The organism is Chryseobacterium sp. FR054, assembly GCF_056844565.1.
The window spans coordinates 1,004,693-1,024,405 of sequence record NZ_JBXDSA010000001.1; the positions used below are offsets into that span (position 1 = coordinate 1,004,693).

27 protein-coding genes are annotated in these 19,713 nt (G+C 40.7%); 10 read left to right on the forward strand and 17 right to left on the reverse strand.

Annotation, left to right across the window (positions count from 1 at the left end):
• The first annotated feature begins 17 nt into the window (after positions 1 to 17).
• From AC106S_RS04755 to AC106S_RS04775, 5 genes are read left to right on the forward strand one after another with little or no spacing between them, the layout of a single operon-like run.
• Complete coding sequence (locus AC106S_RS04755; RefSeq protein WP_002995967.1) at positions 18 to 1,091, forward strand: DUF932 domain-containing protein; 1,074 nt, start codon at positions 18 to 20, stop codon at positions 1,089 to 1,091.
• 52 nt (positions 1,092 to 1,143) lie between these two features.
• Entirely contained in the window at positions 1,144 to 1,554 is a 411-nt protein-coding gene (locus tag AC106S_RS04760; protein ID WP_002995970.1) for a hypothetical protein, read from the forward strand.
• 2 nt (positions 1,555 to 1,556) lie between these two features.
• Positions 1,557 to 2,045: a DUF1281 family ferredoxin-like fold protein gene (locus AC106S_RS04765; protein WP_002995973.1), complete on the forward strand. Its 489-nt coding sequence runs from the start codon at positions 1,557 to 1,559 to the stop codon at positions 2,043 to 2,045.
• A gap of 4 nt (positions 2,046 to 2,049) precedes the next feature.
• Positions 2,050 to 2,487, forward strand: coding sequence for a hypothetical protein (locus AC106S_RS04770; RefSeq protein WP_002995976.1), 438 nt, complete (start codon positions 2,050 to 2,052; stop codon positions 2,485 to 2,487).
• Between the two features lie 23 nt (positions 2,488 to 2,510).
• Positions 2,511 to 2,843 carry a hypothetical protein gene (locus AC106S_RS04775; RefSeq protein ID WP_002995980.1) on the forward strand — a complete coding sequence of 111 codons (333 nt, stop codon included), beginning with the start codon at positions 2,511 to 2,513 and terminating at the stop codon, positions 2,841 to 2,843.
• A gap of 250 nt (positions 2,844 to 3,093) precedes the next feature.
• Here AC106S_RS04775 and AC106S_RS04780 read toward each other — a convergent pair whose 3' ends face one another.
• From AC106S_RS04780 to AC106S_RS04860, 17 genes are all read right to left on the reverse strand, one after another.
• Positions 3,094 to 3,816, reverse strand: a complete 723-nt coding sequence (locus AC106S_RS04780; protein ID WP_002995984.1) for a response regulator — start codon at positions 3,814 to 3,816, stop codon at positions 3,094 to 3,096.
• A 280-nt stretch (positions 3,817 to 4,096) separates the two neighbouring features.
• Positions 4,097 to 4,342 carry a helix-turn-helix domain-containing protein gene (locus AC106S_RS04785; RefSeq protein ID WP_430827366.1) on the reverse strand — a complete coding sequence of 82 codons (246 nt, stop codon included), beginning with the start codon at positions 4,340 to 4,342 and terminating at the stop codon, positions 4,097 to 4,099.
• Positions 4,343 to 4,370: 28 nt separating this feature from the next.
• Positions 4,371 to 4,682 (reverse strand): helix-turn-helix domain-containing protein, encoded by a 312-nt coding sequence (locus AC106S_RS04790; protein ID WP_002995989.1) that lies wholly within the window; start codon positions 4,680 to 4,682, stop codon positions 4,371 to 4,373.
• 174 nt (positions 4,683 to 4,856) lie between these two features.
• Positions 4,857 to 5,138 carry a hypothetical protein gene (locus AC106S_RS04795; protein WP_002995992.1) on the reverse strand — a complete coding sequence of 94 codons (282 nt, stop codon included), beginning with the start codon at positions 5,136 to 5,138 and terminating at the stop codon, positions 4,857 to 4,859.
• Between the two features lie 52 nt (positions 5,139 to 5,190).
• Entirely contained in the window at positions 5,191 to 5,727 is a 537-nt protein-coding gene (locus AC106S_RS04800; RefSeq protein WP_002995995.1) for a GNAT family N-acetyltransferase, read from the reverse strand.
• Positions 5,728 to 5,959: 232 nt separating this feature from the next.
• The gene (locus AC106S_RS04805; RefSeq protein ID WP_002995997.1) at positions 5,960 to 6,409 is read right to left on the reverse strand and encodes a DUF3872 domain-containing protein; all 450 of its coding nucleotides are present in this window, start codon (positions 6,407 to 6,409) and stop codon (positions 5,960 to 5,962) included.
• Between the two features lie 13 nt (positions 6,410 to 6,422).
• Complete coding sequence (locus tag AC106S_RS04810) at positions 6,423 to 6,983, reverse strand: conjugal transfer protein TraO (protein ID WP_002995999.1); 561 nt, start codon at positions 6,981 to 6,983, stop codon at positions 6,423 to 6,425.
• A gap of 27 nt (positions 6,984 to 7,010) precedes the next feature.
• Positions 7,011 to 7,904: a conjugative transposon protein TraN gene (gene traN / locus AC106S_RS04815; RefSeq protein ID WP_002996001.1), complete on the reverse strand. Its 894-nt coding sequence runs from the start codon at positions 7,902 to 7,904 to the stop codon at positions 7,011 to 7,013.
• 23 nt (positions 7,905 to 7,927) lie between these two features.
• Entirely contained in the window at positions 7,928 to 9,268 is a 1,341-nt protein-coding gene (gene traM, locus AC106S_RS04820) for a conjugative transposon protein TraM (RefSeq protein ID WP_002996003.1), read from the reverse strand.
• On the reverse strand, positions 9,255 to 9,539 hold the full coding sequence (locus AC106S_RS04825) for a hypothetical protein (protein ID WP_002996005.1): 285 nt from the start codon (positions 9,537 to 9,539) through the stop codon (positions 9,255 to 9,257). Before AC106S_RS04825 ends, traM begins: the two co-directional genes overlap by 14 nt.
• Positions 9,540 to 9,556: 17 nt before the next feature.
• Positions 9,557 to 9,991: a hypothetical protein gene (locus tag AC106S_RS04830; RefSeq protein WP_002996007.1), complete on the reverse strand. Its 435-nt coding sequence runs from the start codon at positions 9,989 to 9,991 to the stop codon at positions 9,557 to 9,559.
• Between the two features lie 11 nt (positions 9,992 to 10,002).
• Positions 10,003 to 10,626 carry a conjugative transposon protein TraK gene (traK, locus tag AC106S_RS04835; RefSeq protein WP_002996009.1) on the reverse strand — a complete coding sequence of 208 codons (624 nt, stop codon included), beginning with the start codon at positions 10,624 to 10,626 and terminating at the stop codon, positions 10,003 to 10,005.
• A gap of 25 nt (positions 10,627 to 10,651) precedes the next feature.
• The gene (gene traJ / locus AC106S_RS04840; RefSeq protein ID WP_002996010.1) at positions 10,652 to 11,647 is read right to left on the reverse strand and encodes a conjugative transposon protein TraJ; all 996 of its coding nucleotides are present in this window, start codon (positions 11,645 to 11,647) and stop codon (positions 10,652 to 10,654) included.
• A gap of 2 nt (positions 11,648 to 11,649) precedes the next feature.
• Positions 11,650 to 12,282, reverse strand: a complete 633-nt coding sequence (locus tag AC106S_RS04845; RefSeq protein ID WP_002996013.1) for a DUF4141 domain-containing protein — start codon at positions 12,280 to 12,282, stop codon at positions 11,650 to 11,652.
• 27 nt (positions 12,283 to 12,309) lie between these two features.
• Positions 12,310 to 14,814, reverse strand: a complete 2,505-nt coding sequence (locus AC106S_RS04850) for a TraG family conjugative transposon ATPase (protein WP_024567749.1) — start codon at positions 14,812 to 14,814, stop codon at positions 12,310 to 12,312.
• Positions 14,811 to 15,143, reverse strand: a complete 333-nt coding sequence (locus tag AC106S_RS04855) for a DUF4133 domain-containing protein (RefSeq protein WP_002996016.1) — start codon at positions 15,141 to 15,143, stop codon at positions 14,811 to 14,813. The genes AC106S_RS04850 and AC106S_RS04855 overlap by 4 nt, the downstream gene beginning before the upstream one ends.
• 10 nt (positions 15,144 to 15,153) lie before the next feature.
• The gene (locus tag AC106S_RS04860) at positions 15,154 to 15,459 is read right to left on the reverse strand and encodes a DUF4134 domain-containing protein (RefSeq protein WP_002979435.1); all 306 of its coding nucleotides are present in this window, start codon (positions 15,457 to 15,459) and stop codon (positions 15,154 to 15,156) included.
• A 257-nt stretch (positions 15,460 to 15,716) separates the two neighbouring features.
• On the opposite strand from AC106S_RS04860, the gene AC106S_RS04865 reads away from it, so the two are divergent.
• Genes AC106S_RS04865 through AC106S_RS04885 form a run of 5 tightly spaced genes read left to right on the forward strand, consistent with a single transcriptional unit; the run spans position 15,717 to position 19,701 of the window.
• Positions 15,717 to 15,932 (forward strand): helix-turn-helix domain-containing protein, encoded by a 216-nt coding sequence (locus tag AC106S_RS04865; protein ID WP_109570615.1) that lies wholly within the window; start codon positions 15,717 to 15,719, stop codon positions 15,930 to 15,932.
• A 7-nt stretch (positions 15,933 to 15,939) separates the two neighbouring features.
• Positions 15,940 to 16,836 (forward strand): hypothetical protein, encoded by an 897-nt coding sequence (locus AC106S_RS04870; RefSeq protein ID WP_002996021.1) that lies wholly within the window; start codon positions 15,940 to 15,942, stop codon positions 16,834 to 16,836.
• Positions 16,833 to 17,123: a hypothetical protein gene (locus tag AC106S_RS04875; protein ID WP_002996022.1), complete on the forward strand. Its 291-nt coding sequence runs from the start codon at positions 16,833 to 16,835 to the stop codon at positions 17,121 to 17,123. Before AC106S_RS04870 ends, AC106S_RS04875 begins: the two co-directional genes overlap by 4 nt.
• On the forward strand, positions 17,113 to 18,888 hold the full coding sequence (locus AC106S_RS04880; protein ID WP_002996024.1) for a DUF2326 domain-containing protein: 1,776 nt from the start codon (positions 17,113 to 17,115) through the stop codon (positions 18,886 to 18,888). The genes AC106S_RS04875 and AC106S_RS04880 overlap by 11 nt, the downstream gene beginning before the upstream one ends.
• Positions 18,889 to 19,701 carry a hypothetical protein gene (locus tag AC106S_RS04885; RefSeq protein WP_002996025.1) on the forward strand — a complete coding sequence of 271 codons (813 nt, stop codon included), beginning with the start codon at positions 18,889 to 18,891 and terminating at the stop codon, positions 19,699 to 19,701.
• Positions 19,702 to 19,713 lie beyond the last annotated feature (12 nt).

Sequence of the window (19,713 nt, forward strand, 5' to 3'; positions counted from 1 at the left end):
CATCAAAATTTATCAAAATGGCACATAACATTCATTTCAACGAGCAAACAGGAAAGCACAGTTTCTTTTCAGTACAGCAAAAAGCGTGGCACGGTTTGGGGCAAATCGTAGAGCAATACCCAACGAGCGAGGAAGCTATCAAATACGCAGGGTTAGATTACGATGTCGTAAAATCCCCACTGTTTACCAAAGGTTCGGGCATTATCGAAACTGCCAACGGTATAGAAATAGGTAGCACCGAATTAGAAGTACCTAACTATTTCGCTAACATACGCACCGATAACAATGCAGTATTGGGTGTAGTCGGTAAGGATTACCACATTGTACAAAATCGGGAAGCCTTTAATTTTTTTGATGCTATTGTAGGTGGTGGCGAAGGTATCCTGTACGAAACCGCAGGGGCATTGGGCAAAGGGGAACGCATCTTTATCACTGCCAAACTGCCCGATTATATCCGTGTAGGCAATGGCGATGATGTAACGGAAAAGTACATTTTTCTAACCACTTCGCACGATGGTAGCGGAAGTATTACCGCAGCATTTACGCCTATCCGTATCGTATGCCAAAACACGCTGAATGCCTCACTACGCAGTATGACCAATGTAGTCCGTATCAAACATACTTCGGGAGCAAAACAACGTATCGAGAACGCCCACAAGATTATGGGGCTTGCCAACACATTGAGCAACCAATTAGAGGGCATTTTCAATAATTGGACAAAGGTAAAAGTATCAGACCGAGAAGTAAGAAAGCTAATCCAGTTGGCACTTTGCCCGAACAAAGAAACACTTGACCTTATCAACAAAGGGGCTGACGATGAAGTTTCCACCGTGTTCAAAAACGTGGTTGATAATGCGCTTCTATATGCTATGACAGATGATGCACAACAGATGAACACGACCAAAGGGACTTTGTTCGGAGCATACAACGCTGTTACAGGCTACTTTCAGAATGTACGCAATTACAAAGATGATGAAGCCAAATTACAGAGCATTGTATTGGGTGGTACTGCCCAACTCAAATCACAGAAAGCATTTGAATTGTGTACCGCATTTGCTTTGGACGGTGCGGAAATCCTAAACCTTAATTAGATAACAACAGGCTACCGCCTTAAATGGTGGTAGCCTACTATAAAACAACAATATGAAAGCATTACATAAAATGGACAACTTAGATAAAGGCGAATTGCTTTGCAGGCTATTCCCCGAAGAAATGGCGAACATTCAGAACGCCGTAAAAAAGCAGTGCGAATACTTTCTGAAAAATGAAATTACCATTCGTGAGGGTTGGTATCAAAAGGGCTTTTTTACCGCAGAATTTTGGTACAGGCTTGTGCAGGATGCACACAGGATAATCGAGAAGAACGAGGACAAACTTCTCAAAAAACCACGCTGGTTTGCAGACCATTTTTTTGACGGATACAACGCAATATTTGCGATGCACTGCCTTATCGAATATGCACAGACAGAGGACTGTAAACCCAATCTAAAACAGGCTATACACCTAATATTCGGAAGTGAGCCTTTATTAAAAATAACCTTAAACGATAAATAATTATGCCAAATTGGTGCAACAATACGGTTGTCTTCGAGGGGAAGCCTGAAGCAATCGAACAGGTAACACAGCTATTCAAATCAATGGCTGAAAGAGAAAGGAAAGAGAATTGCGGACAACTGCCCGATTTCATAGACGACAGTAACGGCGGATATTTCTTTGAGGTTTACGAAAGCGATACGGGAATATTCAATTATCAAACAAAATGGTCGCCAAATGCGGAAGCAGTTAAGCAGATAGCCGAGCATTACAACATAGATTTCCAATTGGATTATGAGGAATTAGGTTGTTTGGTATATGGCAGGACAATGTTTTCTGACAAGCTACTCATAGATATTTATCTGGAAGACGAAGATTTTGACAGCTACGAATTAGACAAGGAAACAGACACCTACCATTTTGAGGGCAAGGAGTACGACAGCGAATGGGAAATACTCGACACTCTATTAGAACGTAAAATCGAAAATCAGTTAAACACCATTAAAATTTAGAACGATGAAACTATCCGATAAAGCGACAGCACATATTTTGGTTAAAGCCAACACCAATAGCGAATGGGATAATTGCGAGTTTGCAATTATCCATCTATCCGAAGAATGGAAACAGGAACAGGCAAAACGGCTTGCATTGGTTAAGCCGTTAGAGGGCAATCATTATTTCTGCTCAATGAACTACTATGATACGGCAGTAGATTTTTATTGCACAGGCGAAGACGATACCCCGAACATTGAAGAAATGCTAAACGATAAAGAATGGGCATTTGTGGAGCTTGACGAGGGGGAGCAGGAAATGTTTACCGCACCCGAAAACCGATTGGACTGTTACAGGCTTGTATTGCGTGCAAACGGTACAGGCTACTATACAGCATACGGCAAGCACACCAGCGAGGAATTTTGGACGGAAGAATTTTCATTAATCCAATTAACGGCTTAATCAATAAACCCCAATTTCAATTTATGACACGTTCAAATCTTCATATCAAATTGAGCAACGGCAAATCTCTTATTTGCGTTGCCGACAGCAGCAGCGCACCCGAACAGGGATATATCGTTGAAAGGCTTTTTTTGCCTTTGTTATCCCTTGACAACAGTGAGCAAGAACTCGAAATGCTTACGGAGCATTGTACAATGGATGAAAGGCGGATAAACGCAGACTACCGCTATTTAATAGACCTTACCACCAAAGAAGTAAAGTTCTTTGAAGAGCATTACAGCTACACAAAAGACACGTTCAGGAAAGGCAAGGATATAACGGAACGTTATGACGAGTATTTAAAAACCATAAGCTAAAATAGCAGCCGCCTGACCCGAAAAGTCGGGCGGCAAAAAGACAGATCCTCCCGATGGTTGGGCAGTCTTTTTGCTTTAAATTGGTGCAATCCCCTTTAGCAAAATGCGCCCTTACACAAATCCTTTCTTTTCCATTTTACCAAACAGGTTGCGACATTATTGCTTGGGATATTCATTATCCCATAATTTATTATTGGGGGATTACTTTCTTTCGTGAGTTCTGCGGAAAAGAAAGTAACAAAGAAACCTGTTATTGCGGAAACTGTTTATAGTATTCTTTTGCAATTTCGGCTACGCCAGCACTAAAATAATGTCCTCCATCATTTATAACGGTTATGGCTTTTTTAAGTTCTTCGGGGTCTGCGCCTTTCAGTATATACCCTTTTACGCCACGCTGAAGCATCTTTACTACATCCTGTACATCATCATTAATGCTAAAAGCCAGGACTTTGGTTTGCGGATATTTTTCATTCAATGCTTTAGCGGTTTCAAAACCATTCATTACCGGCATATTTATATCAACAACCATTACATCGGGAACAACTTCGATTTCCTCCATTTTTTTCATTGCCATTTTTCCATTCTCGGCTTCAAAAAGTATTTCAAAACCGAAACCCATTAGAAAATCACAAATACCCTTTCTAAGCATATCGTGGTCATCTATCATCCCTACCTTTATTATTTGTTCTTTGCTCATTTTCTTTTTGCTTAGTTTGATGAGGTTAAAAAATCCGTTGGGAGCTTTAGATAAATTCGGAGTTCGAGTAACGTAAGGTATTCCTTTATCGACCTCAATGTCCCTGACTTTAAAACGGTCAAGCCAATCTTTAAAGTGTGCTATCTCGTTAGGTTTAAAATGTACAATTTCCCCGTTTTTAAGGGATATGATAAAAACATCAATGCAGAGAGAGAACGCTGATAATTGCGTAGCAGGGTGGTCAAATTCGGGGTAAAAAATATCCTTGCCGTCCATAACTCTTAATGTTTATCAAGTTAGTGGAACCTGCAAAAAAAAGAGGCGCAGGCAACCACACTTACTGGCATTAAGGCACTGGTACGCCTGACCCCCAAATAAGCGAGCGCCCACGCCATAACGTGAGCGTTCTTACTTATTCGTTCCGGGGTTTTAAAAATTACCAGTTTCTAATGCGGAACTTAAAGCAAAAACAACTTTAAGTATTTTCTATATTTTCGACAACAAAGATACTAAACTCGTCCTTTTTTGACAGCATATAATACAAAAAAGATTACAGTCAAACAATTTTTTGTGAAATGTAATTTTGCTCCAGTATAGTCAGGATATCGCTTTCCTTATAAATAATCTTACCGCCTATTTGTATATACGGCAGTATATTATCATCACGGTACTGCTGTAAAGTGCGTTTGCTGATATGGAGCAGCTTGCACACATCTTCGCCCGAAAGGTAAATTTCTCCGTTCATTACAGGGCGGTAGTTTTTCAATATGCTTTCGATACGGGTTCTTAGCTGTGTTATCATTTCCTGATGGGCAATGATTTCTTCATTGTCATTCGTGAATAAATCCATTTTCGGCAGTATTGTACGGTTGTCCGGCTTCGAGCAAAGCCTGTACATCCGAGCGTTTATAATAATTTTTACGGTTCAGTCTGGAATAAGGCAATAACCCTTTGTCCTTATACGTCTGCAAAGTCCGCTTGGTAATGTTCATCATCAAACACACTTCCTGGTTATCGAGCCATTGCTCTTGCGCAAAAATTGGCGTGTATTTCTGCGTGGCATTTTCGGTAAGTTCCAAAAGTGCTTTCAGCTCATTCTTCATTCCGTCCAGTGCGGATTTTTGTATTGCGATTACTTCCATTGTTTGCTCAATTTTGCTATGGAAGTTGAATTTATAAAGGCTTAGTACGGCATTGGGGAAAGTTGCAGGGTTTGGCTTTGAGAGGTAGCGTTTGGCGATTTACTAAGCCGTAAATAAAAAAATCGGATAGCTTTTGGGCTATCCGATTTGCTTAAAAAATGTATGCTGTAATAACTATCTGCGTTCGGCAGGTTGTTCTATTTTTACTTCAGGTTGTTGTTTTTCTTTTTTCTCACGCCAATAAACCCACAGCGACAACAGACCGAAAATAATCAGCCCGTAAGCTATCCATTTACCGACCCTTTCCACGAATTTAATGAAAACCGAACTTTCATAAGATGAGAAGCCCTCTGCTCCCATAGGGCTGCGCCTGTAAAACTTTCTCCGGTTAATCCAGTAGCGAAGTCCCAGTCCTGCAACCAAAAATATAATACCTATTACCAATGATGCAACCATACCAAAAATACTTTATTTCCACTGTTTGAATTTACGAAAAATATCCGTGGCATTATTCAATTTCAAACTCTTTCGGATACCGAACTACACCGCTTACATTTTGCAGCGCATTTTGCGATAGTTCTATTGCCATACAGTTTTCTTCAGGAACTTCAAATGGCAGCTTTATCCCAAATTCTTTGGTCAGCTTATAGCCAAACTTAGGGTAATAGTTTTCGTGTCCTAACAGCATCACAGAGCCAAAGCCCATTTTTTTTGCTATATCGTGGGCAGCTTGTATGAGTTTGCCGCCAATACCTTTTCCCTGATAATTCGGCAACACAGCAACAGGGGCTAACGCAAGCGAGGTGTAAGTGTTTTTATCCTTGTCTTCAATATTAATTTTTGTGAGCAATATATATCCCGCAATTTGATTATCTACTTCGGCAATAAGTGATAATTCGGGGACAAACGCATCAGAATTGCGTAACCGTTCCACCAAGAACTGTTCTTTATGGTCGCTCAATTCCTCGTTTTCAAAAGCCAGGCGAATGAGTTCAAAAACTTTTTTGAAATCTTCCTTTTCTTCCTTTCTAATTTTTATTTCCATAGTCTGTAAAATCAGCAGTTTTATAAAATGCGAAAACGGCTTACCCAAAAAGGCAAGCCGCTTTCATTGTTTATGGAAATAATAACTTACTCAAATTTGGTAAACCGAAAGGATAATACCCTTTTTCATTATTGCAAGGATAAGAAATTATTTCTTTAGCAACTATCGAATTTAAAATTAAAAACGGCTTACCCATCAGATAAGCCGTTATTTATGAATTGGAATACTGCTCTTAATCGCTGCTGTTAAACTGAAAAGTTATCTGCTTTTCGTTCCCGAAGCTGTCCGAAATCCAAACATCAAAAGATTGTGATACGGCAGACGTTGACGTGTAATACAGCCTGAACTGCTCCGTTGGTAACTGGTACAGGTCGTTGGGCTGATACGGCGGCTCATTGTAGTATTGCAACGTTCCCTGACCATCAAACTGGAAGTAGCGAAGAAAATACTGCGTGTTGCTGTAATTGCCTGTACGCTGTATGGTAATGCGTATTTCTACGGTTTGTCCGTTGGCAACATCTTTAGGCACTGGCATTACATTGACCTCGAAAGGAAAATTGTTCTGTATTTCGAGTTCATCATCTTTGCTGCAAGATACCAACGTAACCGAAGCTGTGAGGATTGCCAGGAATATATATAATGGCAGTAGCCCTGTTCTGAATTTATTGAATATTGCTATCATCGTTTTTTACGTTTTAAAAGTTAAACCTTAATCCCACACCTGCCGACGGTCGGAACTGTCGTAAATCCGTACCCCAAAAGACTTTTGTACGCCCTTGCAGGACTAATACAAATCGGTCAGAAAGGTACGTTTCAAAGGTCAGTCGTCCGCCAGCTCCGTAAATGAAATTGTCCTCGTCCAATATCTTCGCTCCGTCATACAACATCGGTTCGCCACGGTTGATGCTTTCATAACCTGCTACGGCGGTTATTCCGGCATTCAGCGTGATGTTCTTCCGGGCATCGCCCAAAAGGAAGAAGCTGTAACCGCCCTCGGCTGTAAAAGTTTCCTGCGGGATGCGGAGGTCTTTATAATCGTGGTATTGGTGCGTATATTCCAACGCCCAAAGCTGGTAATTGCCGTTCTTACCGTTCACGGTCATACCGATATTGATATAATAATCGTTGCCGATTTTATCATCGGACAGCACACCAACATTTACTTCCAACCCTTTCTGTTTCGGCAGCATTCGCTGTGCCTGTGTCGTTGTGATACCCATTAAAACGAGCATCACGGTATAGATATACTTTTTCATTTTATTACTGTTGTTTTAAATGGGTTATTAAAATTTCAGGTGCATATCGTCAATCAAACGAGCCTTGATTAAATCCGAATTTTCCACCTGCAATGTTTGATGCCTGCCGCCGTTCTTCTCGAAAATCTCAATCAGAAGTATCTTATCATCGGCAATGGTAAATTGGTCTAAGAGGAATACATTTTGCTCGGTAGATTTTCCTTTTATGCCGTCCAATGGTTTGTAAGTCCTAAGCGGTGTCAAAGGAATTTCCTGCACTACGGTACGTTTGGCAACCTTTTTATCCACCACTTTGAAATTGATAAAATCAATCTCAAACGGAACATTGGTTTTGTTACGCAGTTCGGTATGGAAATAGTATTTGCCGTTGTGTATGTAAATGCCTTTGAGGATAAACTGAATGCCGAAACTCTTAGCCCCGATATGCTTTACAATGCGCTTGTCTTTCTTGTAAATGGTTTCCAGTAACAAGCCTGCCAGTGAGGGCGAATTGTTGCCCAATTCTTCAAAAAGCACATCGTTTCCGTTGGTTCTATCTACTGATTTTTGCATTGTTAGCAGGTCATAGCTTGTTGCTTCAGGGTAGGAACTGTAATACACACTGAAACTGTAAAAACGTCCATCATTGGTAATTACTGAAAAATTCGTTTCCGGTTCAAAGTTCCTTACCGATGCTTTTACTCGTAGTACGTTTTCCGCATCTTCGGCTTTACCTGCAATCAGGTATTCGCTTCCCAAATCCACGTAACGAATGGCAGTCGGGAAAATCAAGTGCGAAGTTTTATCGTAGGTTACTTCCATTTTGTATGGTTCTATCTTGCCCAATGCAAGCGGAGTTCTGATGCTGTCCTGCGCAAAAGAATTTACGGCTAAGCCGATAGTCAGAGCAAATGCCCAAAGTGTTTTAAAAAGATTTTTCATTATAAAATTATTTTAGTTTAACATTATTGTTTTGATACAAGGAAGACCTGATGCCCTGCTTTGAGCGTAACCTTTGGTGTACGTACTTTCTTTGCGAAATAGCCCGAAATTCCTTGTACAATGCCTCTGCTTAAATCGGCAGCAACCTGTTGTCCGGCATTCTGCGTAAGCATCACGCTCGTTCCTCCTGTCTGGCTCATATTGCCCGCCATTTCGGTAAGTGCGTTCATTTCGGGCGAATACGGAACGTACAAGCCTTGCTGCCCGTCCAAATCGTAAATGGTAATATCTACGGGAATGATATTACCCTCCAGTTCTACCGAAGTAACCTTTAGCTGTAAACGACCGCCCTGAAACTTGGCATTCGCCGTTACGATAGTTCCTTTGGGAATGGTACGATTAGGCGTTTTGGCAGGCTCTAATAAACGAAGCCTTACGCCCGTTTCCCCAACAACGGTTTGTGCATCGTGTACGCAGGCTTTGATGCTGTTTTTCGGCTGTACCACCTGTTCAGTAGAACCTGCGGTATAGAAGCCCCTGTTTTTGGTCTGGTTTAAATCGTTCAAAAATTCGCTGTCTGTTGGCTCACGATACAAGGCTGATACGGTGTTTTTCCTTGTGGGCGTAAATGATACAAAATGCTCTTTTTGGCTGGCAGTCGAAGCTCCCGAAGCTGTACCGTTTGTGGGTGTGGCTTCTCCATTGCTGCTATTACCTTGCGGAAGATATTTTGCAGCCATTTGATAGGATTTCTCCATCAGGGCAAGCTGGTCATCTACTGTTGTTGCTTTAGGTACATCTTTATCAGCCAGTTTTTCTTTTAGCTCATCCAATTGCCTGCGGAGTTCCATTGTTTCTGCATTGTCGTTATTATAGAATGAGCCTAACGTGCTTTGTGTATTTCGGTAGCTGTTCAAGGCAGGATTGCCATAACGTCCCGAATTTCTGCCACTGCCATAGCCGTTGCTTTCTTCCTCTTCTACAAAATCTTCTTCGCTCTTGGCGTTGGCAGATGAGCTGTCCTCATTCCAATAATCGGATAGCGTGGTAAGGGCATTGCGTTTCTCCTGGTCTTTTTGTTCCAGCATTTCCTGCTCATACGCTTTGCCTTTGCTGTCGGGCATTCCTGCCCCGGTAGCTTGTGGAACAGCATCGTTCAGCCCGATGTTTTCGACCTCTTTTTTATCCTTTGACGGTTTAAAGATGAGGTACATACAGCCTAAGAAGACAATCGCCATCAAACCGAATATCAAGGGCTTTTTAAGGCGGTCTTTGCTGTTCTTTTTATCATCCAGCAGATTGGATGCTTTACTTTGGTCGCCTTCCTCAACGAGAATGCTGACCCTTTTTTCATTTTCTTTCATAAAACTGATTTTTTAAAATTGTTGATACACTATCCTGCAACCTTGCAGGATTTTTACTTTTGAGGACAGGGTTCTCGATATGCCTGATGTTGATGGTATCATTCGGCTTGCCCGTATCGTACACTACTTTGCCAATAACCCCTGCCGTAAGCAAGAGATAACCCACAAAAAAGTACAACGTGTATTGATGCTGCTTGCGCACTGGCAAAGCCCGCCAACGCTCATCGAGCTTATCAAAAAACCTGTCCATAGTTGCTCTTAATTTTTTCATACTTTAATGATTTTCGGTTATCGCATTTTAAACCGCCTTTTCGGGGAAGACAACTGTTCTTTAGGTTTGTCAGACACTTGGGCAATGGCTTCTTTCCTTGTCGGAACCGAGCTTGTAGAGAGGTCTGTCAGTTTGGATTGTTTCAATAATTGCCCGTATTGGTCTATCCTTTCAATATTCATCTTCTGTACATCAAAAAGACCGTCTTCATACTTTACCCACATATTGCATTCAACCTTTGGCTTATCATCGCCATTCCATTGCAGGTAAGTTGTCAGCATCATAATGTTGGGCAACATCGGTTTATCCATCCCATTTTTACAAGCCTCTAAAAACCTGCTGATGCTGTCTTTGATTTTGTCGGCATAAGCTGCCTCCGTTTGGAAATAACCGTCATACCCTTTATCGGTCAGCGTTTTTGCGAATGCGTCTAAATCAAGTAACTGTTTCATATCCTTAATTTTTAGCGTTCGATAACTTCGATGTCTTTGTTTTCTACTACCGCAAACTTTTCGATGTTAAATCCCTGCGGGTTGTTATCCGAACGAACGGAGTTGACGAGATAGCAGGAAGTAATCAGGTTACGGCGTGTTACGTTGCTCGAACGGATGATGAACTGTTTGGCATAGGTGCGCACTGCATAGGGGTAATTGTCGAAATTGCACACCACACTATCTACCTCAATTCGTTGCTGAACATTACCCGAAATGATACGGCTGTAATAGCCCTTTTCAGACAGGTCTTTGTAATAGTCGAAAGCTGATTTATCGGCAAGGTTGAACGCCCTGCTCATATTGCTTTCAATAGCGTTCTTATCGGGTGCAAGCGTGAAGAACAATTCGTGAAATCTCCTGACGTGTTCCCTTGCTTCCACAGGTCGGTTAATACTGGCATCCTGCGACAAGGCAAGCATCAGTGATTTGCCATTATCCAGCACATAGATTTTTTGCCTTTGTTCATTTGCAAAGCTGTACGATTTCCACACGGCAAATCCTACTACGCCTATGCAGAGAACGGCAAACACGATGGCATATAAACGTATCTGCCGAAAGCTGTTTTCTATATTTCTTAGCGTTTTAAATTCCATTTTTAAGAATGATTATTGTTTTACATTATTTTTTAAGTAACTGACCGCCGATGTTTCCAACCGTTGAACCAGCTCCGGCTCCGGCAAGGTTTCCTGCTTTCATTGCTGTTGAGTTTACATTGCGGGTAAAGTTTCCTGCGCCTCCAGCTTGGATTACCCAGCCTGTTACTGTCGGGATAGTGAAGTACCCGATGATGCCGATAATCATAAAGATGATGTACACCGTATTGGAGGTGTCGGGTATATAGGTCGGGTCTGAAAGCATTGCTATATCCTTTTCCAGTATCAGCGATTGTATCCTTGCCAGCATCGAACTGAACAAATCGGAAACAGGCAACCACAGGTAAACGCTCACATACCTCGTGAGCCACTGCGTGAGCGTGGACTGAAAGCCGTCCCATACGGAAATTGCAAAGGCAATCGGTCCGAGTATGGAGAGGACTATCAGGAAAAATGTTCTTATGGTATCAATAACCAAAGCCGCCGCCTGAAAGAGTATCTCCAGTAGATTGCGAAACCAATCCTTTATGGCTTTTTCTATTTGATAAGCACCCCTGTCCATATACATACCCGCCATCGTGCCGATGTCGGAGGGCGACCAGCCCAATTCATCCAGCTTCTTGTCAAACTCTTCGTCCGATACCATATAGGCGGTTTCGGGATTTCTGACCATTGCTTCATATTCCAGTTGGTCTTTCTGCTGTTGCAGCTTGTTCAGGTCAAGCACCTGGTCTTCGAGTATGGAATGTGTTCCCGTTACAACGGGGCTTAGCACTGCATTGATAGTTCCCAATACAATGGTTGGGAAAAACATAATGCAAAGCCCCAAAGCAAACGGGCGTAACAATGGGAACATATCAATAGGTTCGGCACGGCTTAAAGCCTGCCAAACCTTTAATGCCACATAGAATAATGCACCCAATCCCGCAAGACCTTTAGCCACTGCCGCCATATCGCCTGCAAGCGGCATCATATCGTCATAAAGCGAACGCAGGAGTTCGTGAAGATTATCCCATTCCATTGTTACCAGTATTTTTGGTTAGCAGTTCCGTATAGGTCAAGCACCCTTTTGGCATCGTTTTTCTTTTTCGCTCTCAGGTAGCTTACAGAAATATTTTTGTTGGTGTAATAGCGTACAAGACTGTGGTAGTCTTTTACTTCTTTGTACACACGGTCGATGATGTCCATACGCTCTTTGTCGTTCAGCGAAAGGCTGGATGAGGTTACGATTTGCTTCAGTTCTTTCAGCAGTTCGGTACTTTCATTGAGCAATGCGGAGTAGCCGTTACCGATAGCGGTCAGCTCTTGCGGCGAGAAATTGGGGTCGTTCATCATCTTGCCGAAATTCTGCACGTACATTTCCGAAACATCGCCTACCAGCAAAACCGTTTGCTGCACCTTACGGGCATCTTTCACAAGGTTGTTGACGGCTTTCAGCTTGTCGTAATATTCCTTGCCCTGTTCGTACACTTTCTTCACTTCGTTGAAGTTCTTAACCACATTGCTTACGGTGGAAGAAGTCTGTACGATTTCATTCGCACTGTTGAGAATGCCCGATGCAAGGTTTGCGGGGTCGGTTACTACCCATTGGGCTTTTGCGGACGGTGCAACGGCAAGCATTAGTGCCGTACACACCATAAAAAGGATTTTTTTCATTTTCTTGAAATTTTAAATTGTTAATGACTATTGATTTGAATTGTCACGCCGTTGCATAGCGATATGCTTAATGGCGAGTTCCACGTTTCCGTCCAGTTCAGCAGCGAGCTGCATTACTTCCATTTTTTCGGTTTCTTCGGTGGTATAGGCGAGGTATTCCTCCAAACTAACTTCGGTGGCATAGACTGCCGAGTGCGTACCACCTAAACCAATCCAGACTTCTTTGTAAAGCCTTGATGGGTCGTTGTTCATATTGATAGAAAGTACCTGCCCTTTCTCCTTATCGGTAAGCCCCAGCATTGCCTGTATATCGTCAAACTTATTCATATACTTGCGCTGGTCTAAGAGGATTTTACAATCGGAGTTGTTGATGATACTTTCTTTCACAATGGGCGACTGGATAATATCATCGACCTCTTGCGTTACGACAATCGCTTCTCCGAAGAATTTGCGAACGGTCTTAAAGAGGTACTTGATGTATTCCGCCATTCCCTCTTTGGCAATCGCTTTCCAAGCCTCTTCAATCAGGATGAGCTTACGGATACCTTTCAGTCGGCGCATCTTGTTGATGAACACCTCCATAATGATAATCGTGACTATGGGAAAGAGGATTTTGTGGTCTTTGATGGCATCAATTTCAAACACGATAAAGCGTTTGGAAAGCAGGTCTAACTGCTTGTTTGAGTTCAGCAGGTAATCGTATTCGCCGCCTTTGTAATAAGGCTCTAATACGTTGAGGAAATTGGCAATGTCAAAGTCTTTTTCCCTTACCTGCTTTTGCTCCAATACCTTGCGGTAATCGCCTTTTACATACTCGTAGAAGCCGTTAAATGATGGGTACACGTTTTCCGTTTTGATACGCTCGATATAACCGCTAACGGCATTGGATAATGCCACTTCTTCCGAACGGGTCGGCGGTTCATCGTCCCTTTTCCAAAGCGTTAGTATCAAAGTTTTGATACTTTCACGCTTTTCAATATCGAACACGCCGTCATCGGTATAAAAAGGGTTAAAGGCAATGGGATTGTCTTCGGTATAGGTAAAATAAACCCCGTCTTCGCCTTTGGTTTTCCCCTTAATCAATTCGCACAAACCCTGATAGGAATTACCCGTATCTACCAACAGTACGTGTGCGCCCTGCTCGAAATACTGCCTTACCATATGGTTTGTGAAGAACGATTTACCCGAACCTGACGGACCAAGAATGAATTTGTTCCGGTTCGTGATAATGCCACGCTTCATTGGCAAATCTGATATATCCAAATGGATAGGCTTGCCTGTAAGCCTGTCCGCCATTTTTACCCCGAATGGGGACGGCGAATTGTGGTAATTGGTTTCTTCGGTAAAGAAGCATAAGGCTGGCTCTATGAACGTGTAAAAACTTTCCTCTGCCGGAAAGTCGCCGGCATTGCCCGGCATTCCAGCCCAATACAACGTGGCAACATCCGTAGTGTTGTGGCGTGGCTTACACTCCATCAGTGCTAACGCACTACCGCAATCATTCTTTAGCTGTTTGAGTTCGGCAGGGTCTTCCGACCACGCCATAATATTAAAATGCGCACGAACAGAGGAAAGCCCGAACGAATGTGCTTCGTTCAGGTACTTTTCTATCCACTCTTTGTTGATTTGGTTGGCACGGCTGTACCGAGCCAATGAGTGCATATTCCTTGCTGATTTTTCAAACTTTTGCAGGTTCGCTTCGCTGTTATCCAAAAACAAATACTGGTTGTAGATATGGTTGCAGCTCAACAACAACCCCACAGGTGCAGCGAACGACAAACGGCAGTCGCTACGGTCGGTAGATAGCTTTTCAAAACGTGTATCTGCCGATACCGTTCCGGGCAAATCGTCCGTATCGGACAGGGTGTGCAAAGACAACCTTTTGTTTCCGATACGGACTTCTTCAGCACCGAGTGCGATGTCCTGCATCGGCGTTCCTGCTTCCCTCGAAAGGGTAAAATACTGTTCCAGCAATCCTTGCTTTTCATTTGTACCGATGATGTCTTCTTCGCTCAATCGTTGCAGGCTCACAAAACCGCTATCGTTCACAATACGCTCAAACTGTGCTACGGCTTCCATAAAGCGATGTATCGCTTCCTTATCCCTGATTTCCTTTGGTATGAGTGTGCCTTTGCAAAGCGAACTGAAGTTGCTTTGCATACGCATACGCTCTTTGGTGGTTTTTGTCAGGAACAGGTAGCAATAGTGGTTCAGGAATGGTCGCTCGTTGAAATGGCGTTGATAAGATTTCGATAAAAAACTCTGATCTTCCTGTGCCAAATCGGGGGCGTAGCTTTCTTTGATGTACCAATCCTGTTTGTGAATGACCGTAAAATCGGGTAAGGTCTTAATCGCCTTGTGCCAAGCGGAGTGAATGGCTTCATATTCCGCAGAAGCTACCGTGAACAGTTCCGGTAAACGCACTTCAAAACAGGCGGTAATGTCCGCATCTTTGGAAAGTATGCAGTTGTTCTCTACTGCCAGCAATGGAAATTTGCTTTCCAAAGTGGAGGTCTTTGCTACATTTCTCATACGGCTTTTGGTTTAGAAGTGAATTTTAAATACCTGTGTACAGGCTTGCGGCAGATGATGTATCGAGGATGCCGTTTTCTTGCACCCACTTTCATCAGCCCGTGTTCGCCGTACTTTTGGTTCAGTGAAAAGGTCTGCCATACGATGAGCGAAGCACCCCCTGCTCCGATGAACAGGCAGATGTAAGAGTTTACGCCTGCCATATACAGTATCATCACGAGAATAAGCGTACCGAGCAGTCCGCCTGCGAAAATGAACAGGTATTGCGCTTTCAATCCTTTGAACTCTACTGTACGCCCAATGCCTTTGTTAATATTGTAACTATTCATAAGCAAAGGATTACAGGAAGAATGAACGCAGGATGGTAGCGGCAACAATCAGGAAGATACACGCACCAAACCAGCTTGCCGCAGTCTTGCTCGTGTCAGGGTCGCCGGAGCTGAATTTGTTATACACCTTAACGCCTCCGATGAGCCCAACCACCGCACCGATGGCGTAGATTAATTGGGTGGCGGGGTCGAAATAGCTTGTTACCATTTGAGTAGCTTCGTTGATACCTGCCGAACCGTTTCCCTGTGCGAACGCACCAATTCCTGACAGCATCGCCACGGCTGCCAGCAAAACTTTTTTTCTCTGTTTTTCCATAATTGAAACACATTTATTTGTTACATTTTATCCCGCACCTTGCGAGCTTTCGGGACAAATGTCTTGTGGAAAAAGAGGCGTTATAAGAAAGTGGCAGTCAAAGGAAGTGTTTGGCTGTGAGTGGCTTTGTTGGTGGGAATTTTCAGAACGAGAGTGGAAATTTTCAAATGCTTTTTATACAATTTACAGTTGGTTCAATGCAACTTTTAAATTACATTTGTACATTCGTAATAAAGTCAATTTTAATCCTTTTTGAGATGAAAATATCAGGCAGACATATTGGAGAAATGCTGAAGGAAGCCAGAGAACAAAGACAGCTAACTCAAGAACAATTAGCCCAAAAAGTGGGTAAGAAAAGGAGTTACATTTCTAAGGTTGAAACTGATTATGGCAATAATATCAAACTTCAAACCCTTAAAGAGATAGTAGAAAAGGGATTTGACGGTACAGTTAAAATTAATTTGGAACTCTGATTTGTATATGGATAAATTATTGAAGAACGCTTTTAAAATGCAAATTCAATCCAAAGAAGGATTTGAGTTCGAAGAATTTATTGATGAACTGTTTCTTTTGAAATATGGCGTTGATAACTATACGCCCATTAGAAGGAATAAGGATAAAGGCAATGACGGTACTATTTTACCCGAACAAAAAATATTGGCTTGTTACGCACCAAGAAAATATAGCAAAACTGATTTTGAAACGAAAGTTTTAGGGGCAACAAACAAAGAAGGAGATTTCGAAAAATACCAGAAAAACTGGAAAGACAAATTTCCAAATTGGGAAATGTACGTAAACCACGAAGTATCACCGGAACAATTTACGCTAATTCAGAGTTTGGACGGCGATACTTCGATTAAGGGTATAGACCAAATTCTTTCTATTGTTGATGAACTTGTATCAAGTAAAAAAAGAAAACTTGCAGCTTATTTGGGGATTGAGAACTTTTTTATACAGGACTATATTCAGGAAATTATTAATGACTTATTGAATGCTTCAAGCGAAGAAGATAAGGCTCTGCATTTCGACAGGAAATCATTAGTCCCTCCCCAAAAGAAAATCGAACTCAACTTTGAGCAGGAAGATTGGGATGGAATGAACTCGGAAATGGTACTGGTTATGGCAGAATTTAACACGATTACCAATATACTTTCGGGATATAACGATGATGAGATTAATACCCTGAAAAGAAGAGTTATAAATGATTACAATAAACTTTCAGGAAATTTCAAGGATAGATTATATAATCTAACCGACCAATATACAACAGCATATGGAAACATTAAAGATGATGAATATGTGAAGTGTGTAAAATCTATATTGCTTTATATGTTTGAGCAGTGTTTAATAGGCAGAAAAACAGAAAATGAACTATGATATTACCGCAGCCAGAAAGCAATCTTAAAACCAATCTTATGGTATTGGGAGCAGATATTATTAGTATTATGGGCAATTCCCCTTTTAAAAACAAATATACCATCGTGGATGATATAATGAATAAGTTTTTAAACAGGGATAAAGATAGAACACCCGACCTTTTTCTGTATGCTTTAACCTTTTTGCATACAATTGGCAGTATTGAGAAAAAAGGATATAAAATTAAATTGGTAAAGAAAGAAAGCCAAGAAGAAAATCAAACAAGTTTATTCGACAATGTTAATTAGAATATATTCAGAAACCAACCTTATAGATGCTGTTCCATTTCACAATGGAATAAACATCATATTGGGCAAATACTCTGGGGATAAAGAAGCACGAGGGATTAATGGTATTGGCAAATCTACGTTGGTCAGGCTTGTTGATTTTACCTTACTAAGCGGTAAAGCAGAAAAAAGATTTGCTCAAAAAAAGTATGACTTTTTACGTGAGGATGAACACACGATTACTTTAGAAATTGAAGTACAGGAACAAAAATATTTTCTCAAGAGGGGCTTTGCCGATACAAAAAAAATATTTTTCGGGAAGCGACCGGATGCTCTCGATGAATATGAAAAATCTGAAATGCCGAAATTGCTGGAAGGGATATTTTTTCCGACAGAGAACAACGAAGTATTCTTTGAGGGAAAAAGATATGGAACGTTGATGGAATTTTTTGTTAAGGATGACTTGCAAAGTCAGCAGAGAGTTGACCCTTTAAATTTTGTTTCTTATAACGCCAATGCAAGAGAAAAGGCGTTGTATAATTTTTATTTGCTTAATCTCCCGACTAAAACACTTTTAAAATATAACGAAGTTTCTTCTGAATATGAAAGATACAATAATACAGTAAAATCATTATCAGAAAAGGTTAAGGCAGATACAGGGAAAGATATTCAGGAGTTTAGAACCGAGCGGCTAAAAATCGAAAAAGATATTGTAGCACTTGAGAATAGCCTGAAAGAGTACAACTTTCTTGCTAATCACAAAGAGATAGAGCAAAAGCTAAATCAGGTTATATCTGAAATTAACGAGCAATCTGTCATCTATCATAATACAAACCGTAAATTAGAAAAACTCAAATCCTCTTACAATGATGTAACATCTATCGACCTGGACAAAATTCGTAAGCTCTACAATGAAACCGTATCTACATTTGGCAACTTTGTAAAAAAGAGTTTAGATGAAGTTATAGACTTTAAAAAACAACTTCTGGCGAATAGAAATAAATATTTATTGGAAGAAGAAAAGAAATTACAATCATCAATAGACCAAAGTTTAACACAGCTTGAAAAATTAGAAAAGAACAGGAGCCAATTATTTTCATTGCTAAAAGAGAGAGGTGCATTGGACAGGATTGAGAGTACCTACGAAAGATTAGTGAATGAAAAAACACTTTTAGAACGGAACACCTCAATTGTAAGGGAAATTGACGAAATAGAGGAAATATTAGGAAATTCCAATATTGTCATTGCAGAATTAAAGAGAGATATTGTTAGTGAACTAAATAAGCAACAAACCTATCTTGATGAGTTGAGATTATTATTTCAGCAAATTCTTGAAAATGCTATCTATTTGGATGAAGAATTTGATAATTCTTATTTTAATATCACATTAAACTCTACTTCGCCAAGAAATCAGTTGCCATTTAAAATAAGTCTGGAAATTCCAAAAGCAGATGCTTTGGGACAGGAACGTTTGAAAATTGTAGCGTATGATTTAATGGTATTCTTAAAAAGCAGGATTGATAAACGCAATATCCCTGATTTTCTTGTACACGATGGTGTATTTCACGCCATATCATACAAAACAATATCCAATGTCCTGAACTATATGTACCACAAATCGAACGAGCTGCATAACTTTCAATATATACTTACTTTCAATGAAGATGAAATTGATTTAAACGGCGATGAAAATAAGTTTGGAAAGTTTGATTTTGATTGGTCAAAACAAGTGATTGCTGAATATTCAGATACCGAACAGGAAACAATTTTTAAACGATTTTTTTAGATGGCGAACTATCAACTACCTCCTTTAAAAGATGAAAGGTTATTTGAGGAACTTACTTGTGATTTATTCAATTTTGTAGAGAATACTTCGTCATATGAGAATACAGACTTTCAGACGTTTGGTGTAAAAGGACAAAATCAGAAAGGAATTGATGTCTTTTCTACTAAAACCAAAACGGTTATTCAATGCAAATTGAAGAGCATTGGAAGAAAGGATGAAACTATCAGGAAAAATCTAATTCAGGATATAAACACCGATTTAGAAAAATCGAGGGACTTAGCTATTGATTTCGACAAATTTGTTTTTGTTTCTACCTTCCGTGACGATGTGCAAATACAGGAATACCTCAATCAAATCAGAAAAGAAAAGGAACTTCCATTTCATTTATATTATTGGGGATGGGACACCGTTACAAAGCATATTGAACAATCAGAGGCTTTGCTACATAAGTATTTTCCAAAGTTTGTAAAAAAATCCAAGCCTGTAAAAGCAAAAATTGAATTACCTGACGGAGCATTGGGGAAAGAGCTTTCTAAGAAGAACTATATTGATTATTTAAAAAAAAGATATGGCGATTGGAAACAAATTGAACTAAGTAAAAAGGGAGAAAAATTCAACTGGGCTGCTTTTACTATTTCATTATCTAAAAGATATAAAGCATCAGGAATTAATTATATTGATGTTCGGCATTTTGATGATTTAGCATCCTATCTAAAAAGCCGGATTGATTGCACAATTATGGGAAAAGTGAACAAGTCTAAAGGAATAAAAAACTATTCTGCGTTTGAAGAGTTCTCGGAAAACGGAATTTAAAAAGACAAAGGG

Coding starts and splice junctions, on each gene's coding strand:
- AC106S_RS04755 (WP_002995967.1), top strand. CDS start 18: ATGGCACATAACATTCATTTCAACGAGCAAACAGGAAAGCACAGTTTC.
- AC106S_RS04760 (WP_002995970.1), top strand. CDS start 1,144: ATGAAAGCATTACATAAAATGGACAACTTAGATAAAGGCGAATTGCTT.
- AC106S_RS04765 (WP_002995973.1), top strand. CDS start 1,557: ATGCCAAATTGGTGCAACAATACGGTTGTCTTCGAGGGGAAGCCTGAA.
- AC106S_RS04770 (WP_002995976.1), top strand. CDS start 2,050: ATGAAACTATCCGATAAAGCGACAGCACATATTTTGGTTAAAGCCAAC.
- AC106S_RS04775 (WP_002995980.1), top strand. CDS start 2,511: ATGACACGTTCAAATCTTCATATCAAATTGAGCAACGGCAAATCTCTT.
- AC106S_RS04780 (WP_002995984.1), bottom strand. CDS start 3,816: ATGGACGGCAAGGATATTTTTTACCCCGAATTTGACCACCCTGCTACG.
- AC106S_RS04785 (WP_430827366.1), bottom strand. CDS start 4,342: ATGATAACACAGCTAAGAACCCGTATCGAAAGCATATTGAAAAACTAC.
- AC106S_RS04790 (WP_002995989.1), bottom strand. CDS start 4,682: ATGGAAGTAATCGCAATACAAAAATCCGCACTGGACGGAATGAAGAAT.
- AC106S_RS04795 (WP_002995992.1), bottom strand. CDS start 5,138: ATGGTTGCATCATTGGTAATAGGTATTATATTTTTGGTTGCAGGACTG.
- AC106S_RS04800 (WP_002995995.1), bottom strand. CDS start 5,727: ATGGAAATAAAAATTAGAAAGGAAGAAAAGGAAGATTTCAAAAAAGTT.
- AC106S_RS04805 (WP_002995997.1), bottom strand. CDS start 6,409: ATGATAGCAATATTCAATAAATTCAGAACAGGGCTACTGCCATTATAT.
- AC106S_RS04810 (WP_002995999.1), bottom strand. CDS start 6,983: ATGAAAAAGTATATCTATACCGTGATGCTCGTTTTAATGGGTATCACA.
- traN (WP_002996001.1), bottom strand. CDS start 7,904: ATGAAAAATCTTTTTAAAACACTTTGGGCATTTGCTCTGACTATCGGC.
- traM (WP_002996003.1), bottom strand. CDS start 9,268: ATGAAAGAAAATGAAAAAAGGGTCAGCATTCTCGTTGAGGAAGGCGAC.
- AC106S_RS04825 (WP_002996005.1), bottom strand. CDS start 9,539: ATGAAAAAATTAAGAGCAACTATGGACAGGTTTTTTGATAAGCTCGAT.
- AC106S_RS04830 (WP_002996007.1), bottom strand. CDS start 9,991: ATGAAACAGTTACTTGATTTAGACGCATTCGCAAAAACGCTGACCGAT.
- traK (WP_002996009.1), bottom strand. CDS start 10,626: ATGGAATTTAAAACGCTAAGAAATATAGAAAACAGCTTTCGGCAGATA.
- traJ (WP_002996010.1), bottom strand. CDS start 11,647: ATGGAATGGGATAATCTTCACGAACTCCTGCGTTCGCTTTATGACGAT.
- AC106S_RS04845 (WP_002996013.1), bottom strand. CDS start 12,282: ATGAAAAAAATCCTTTTTATGGTGTGTACGGCACTAATGCTTGCCGTT.
- AC106S_RS04850 (WP_024567749.1), bottom strand. CDS start 14,814: ATGAGAAATGTAGCAAAGACCTCCACTTTGGAAAGCAAATTTCCATTG.
- AC106S_RS04855 (WP_002996016.1), bottom strand. CDS start 15,143: ATGAATAGTTACAATATTAACAAAGGCATTGGGCGTACAGTAGAGTTC.
- AC106S_RS04860 (WP_002979435.1), bottom strand. CDS start 15,459: ATGGAAAAACAGAGAAAAAAAGTTTTGCTGGCAGCCGTGGCGATGCTG.
- AC106S_RS04865 (WP_109570615.1), top strand. CDS start 15,717: ATGAAAATATCAGGCAGACATATTGGAGAAATGCTGAAGGAAGCCAGA.
- AC106S_RS04870 (WP_002996021.1), top strand. CDS start 15,940: ATGGATAAATTATTGAAGAACGCTTTTAAAATGCAAATTCAATCCAAA.
- AC106S_RS04875 (WP_002996022.1), top strand. CDS start 16,833: ATGATATTACCGCAGCCAGAAAGCAATCTTAAAACCAATCTTATGGTA.
- AC106S_RS04880 (WP_002996024.1), top strand. CDS start 17,113: ATGTTAATTAGAATATATTCAGAAACCAACCTTATAGATGCTGTTCCA.
- AC106S_RS04885 (WP_002996025.1), top strand. CDS start 18,889: ATGGCGAACTATCAACTACCTCCTTTAAAAGATGAAAGGTTATTTGAG.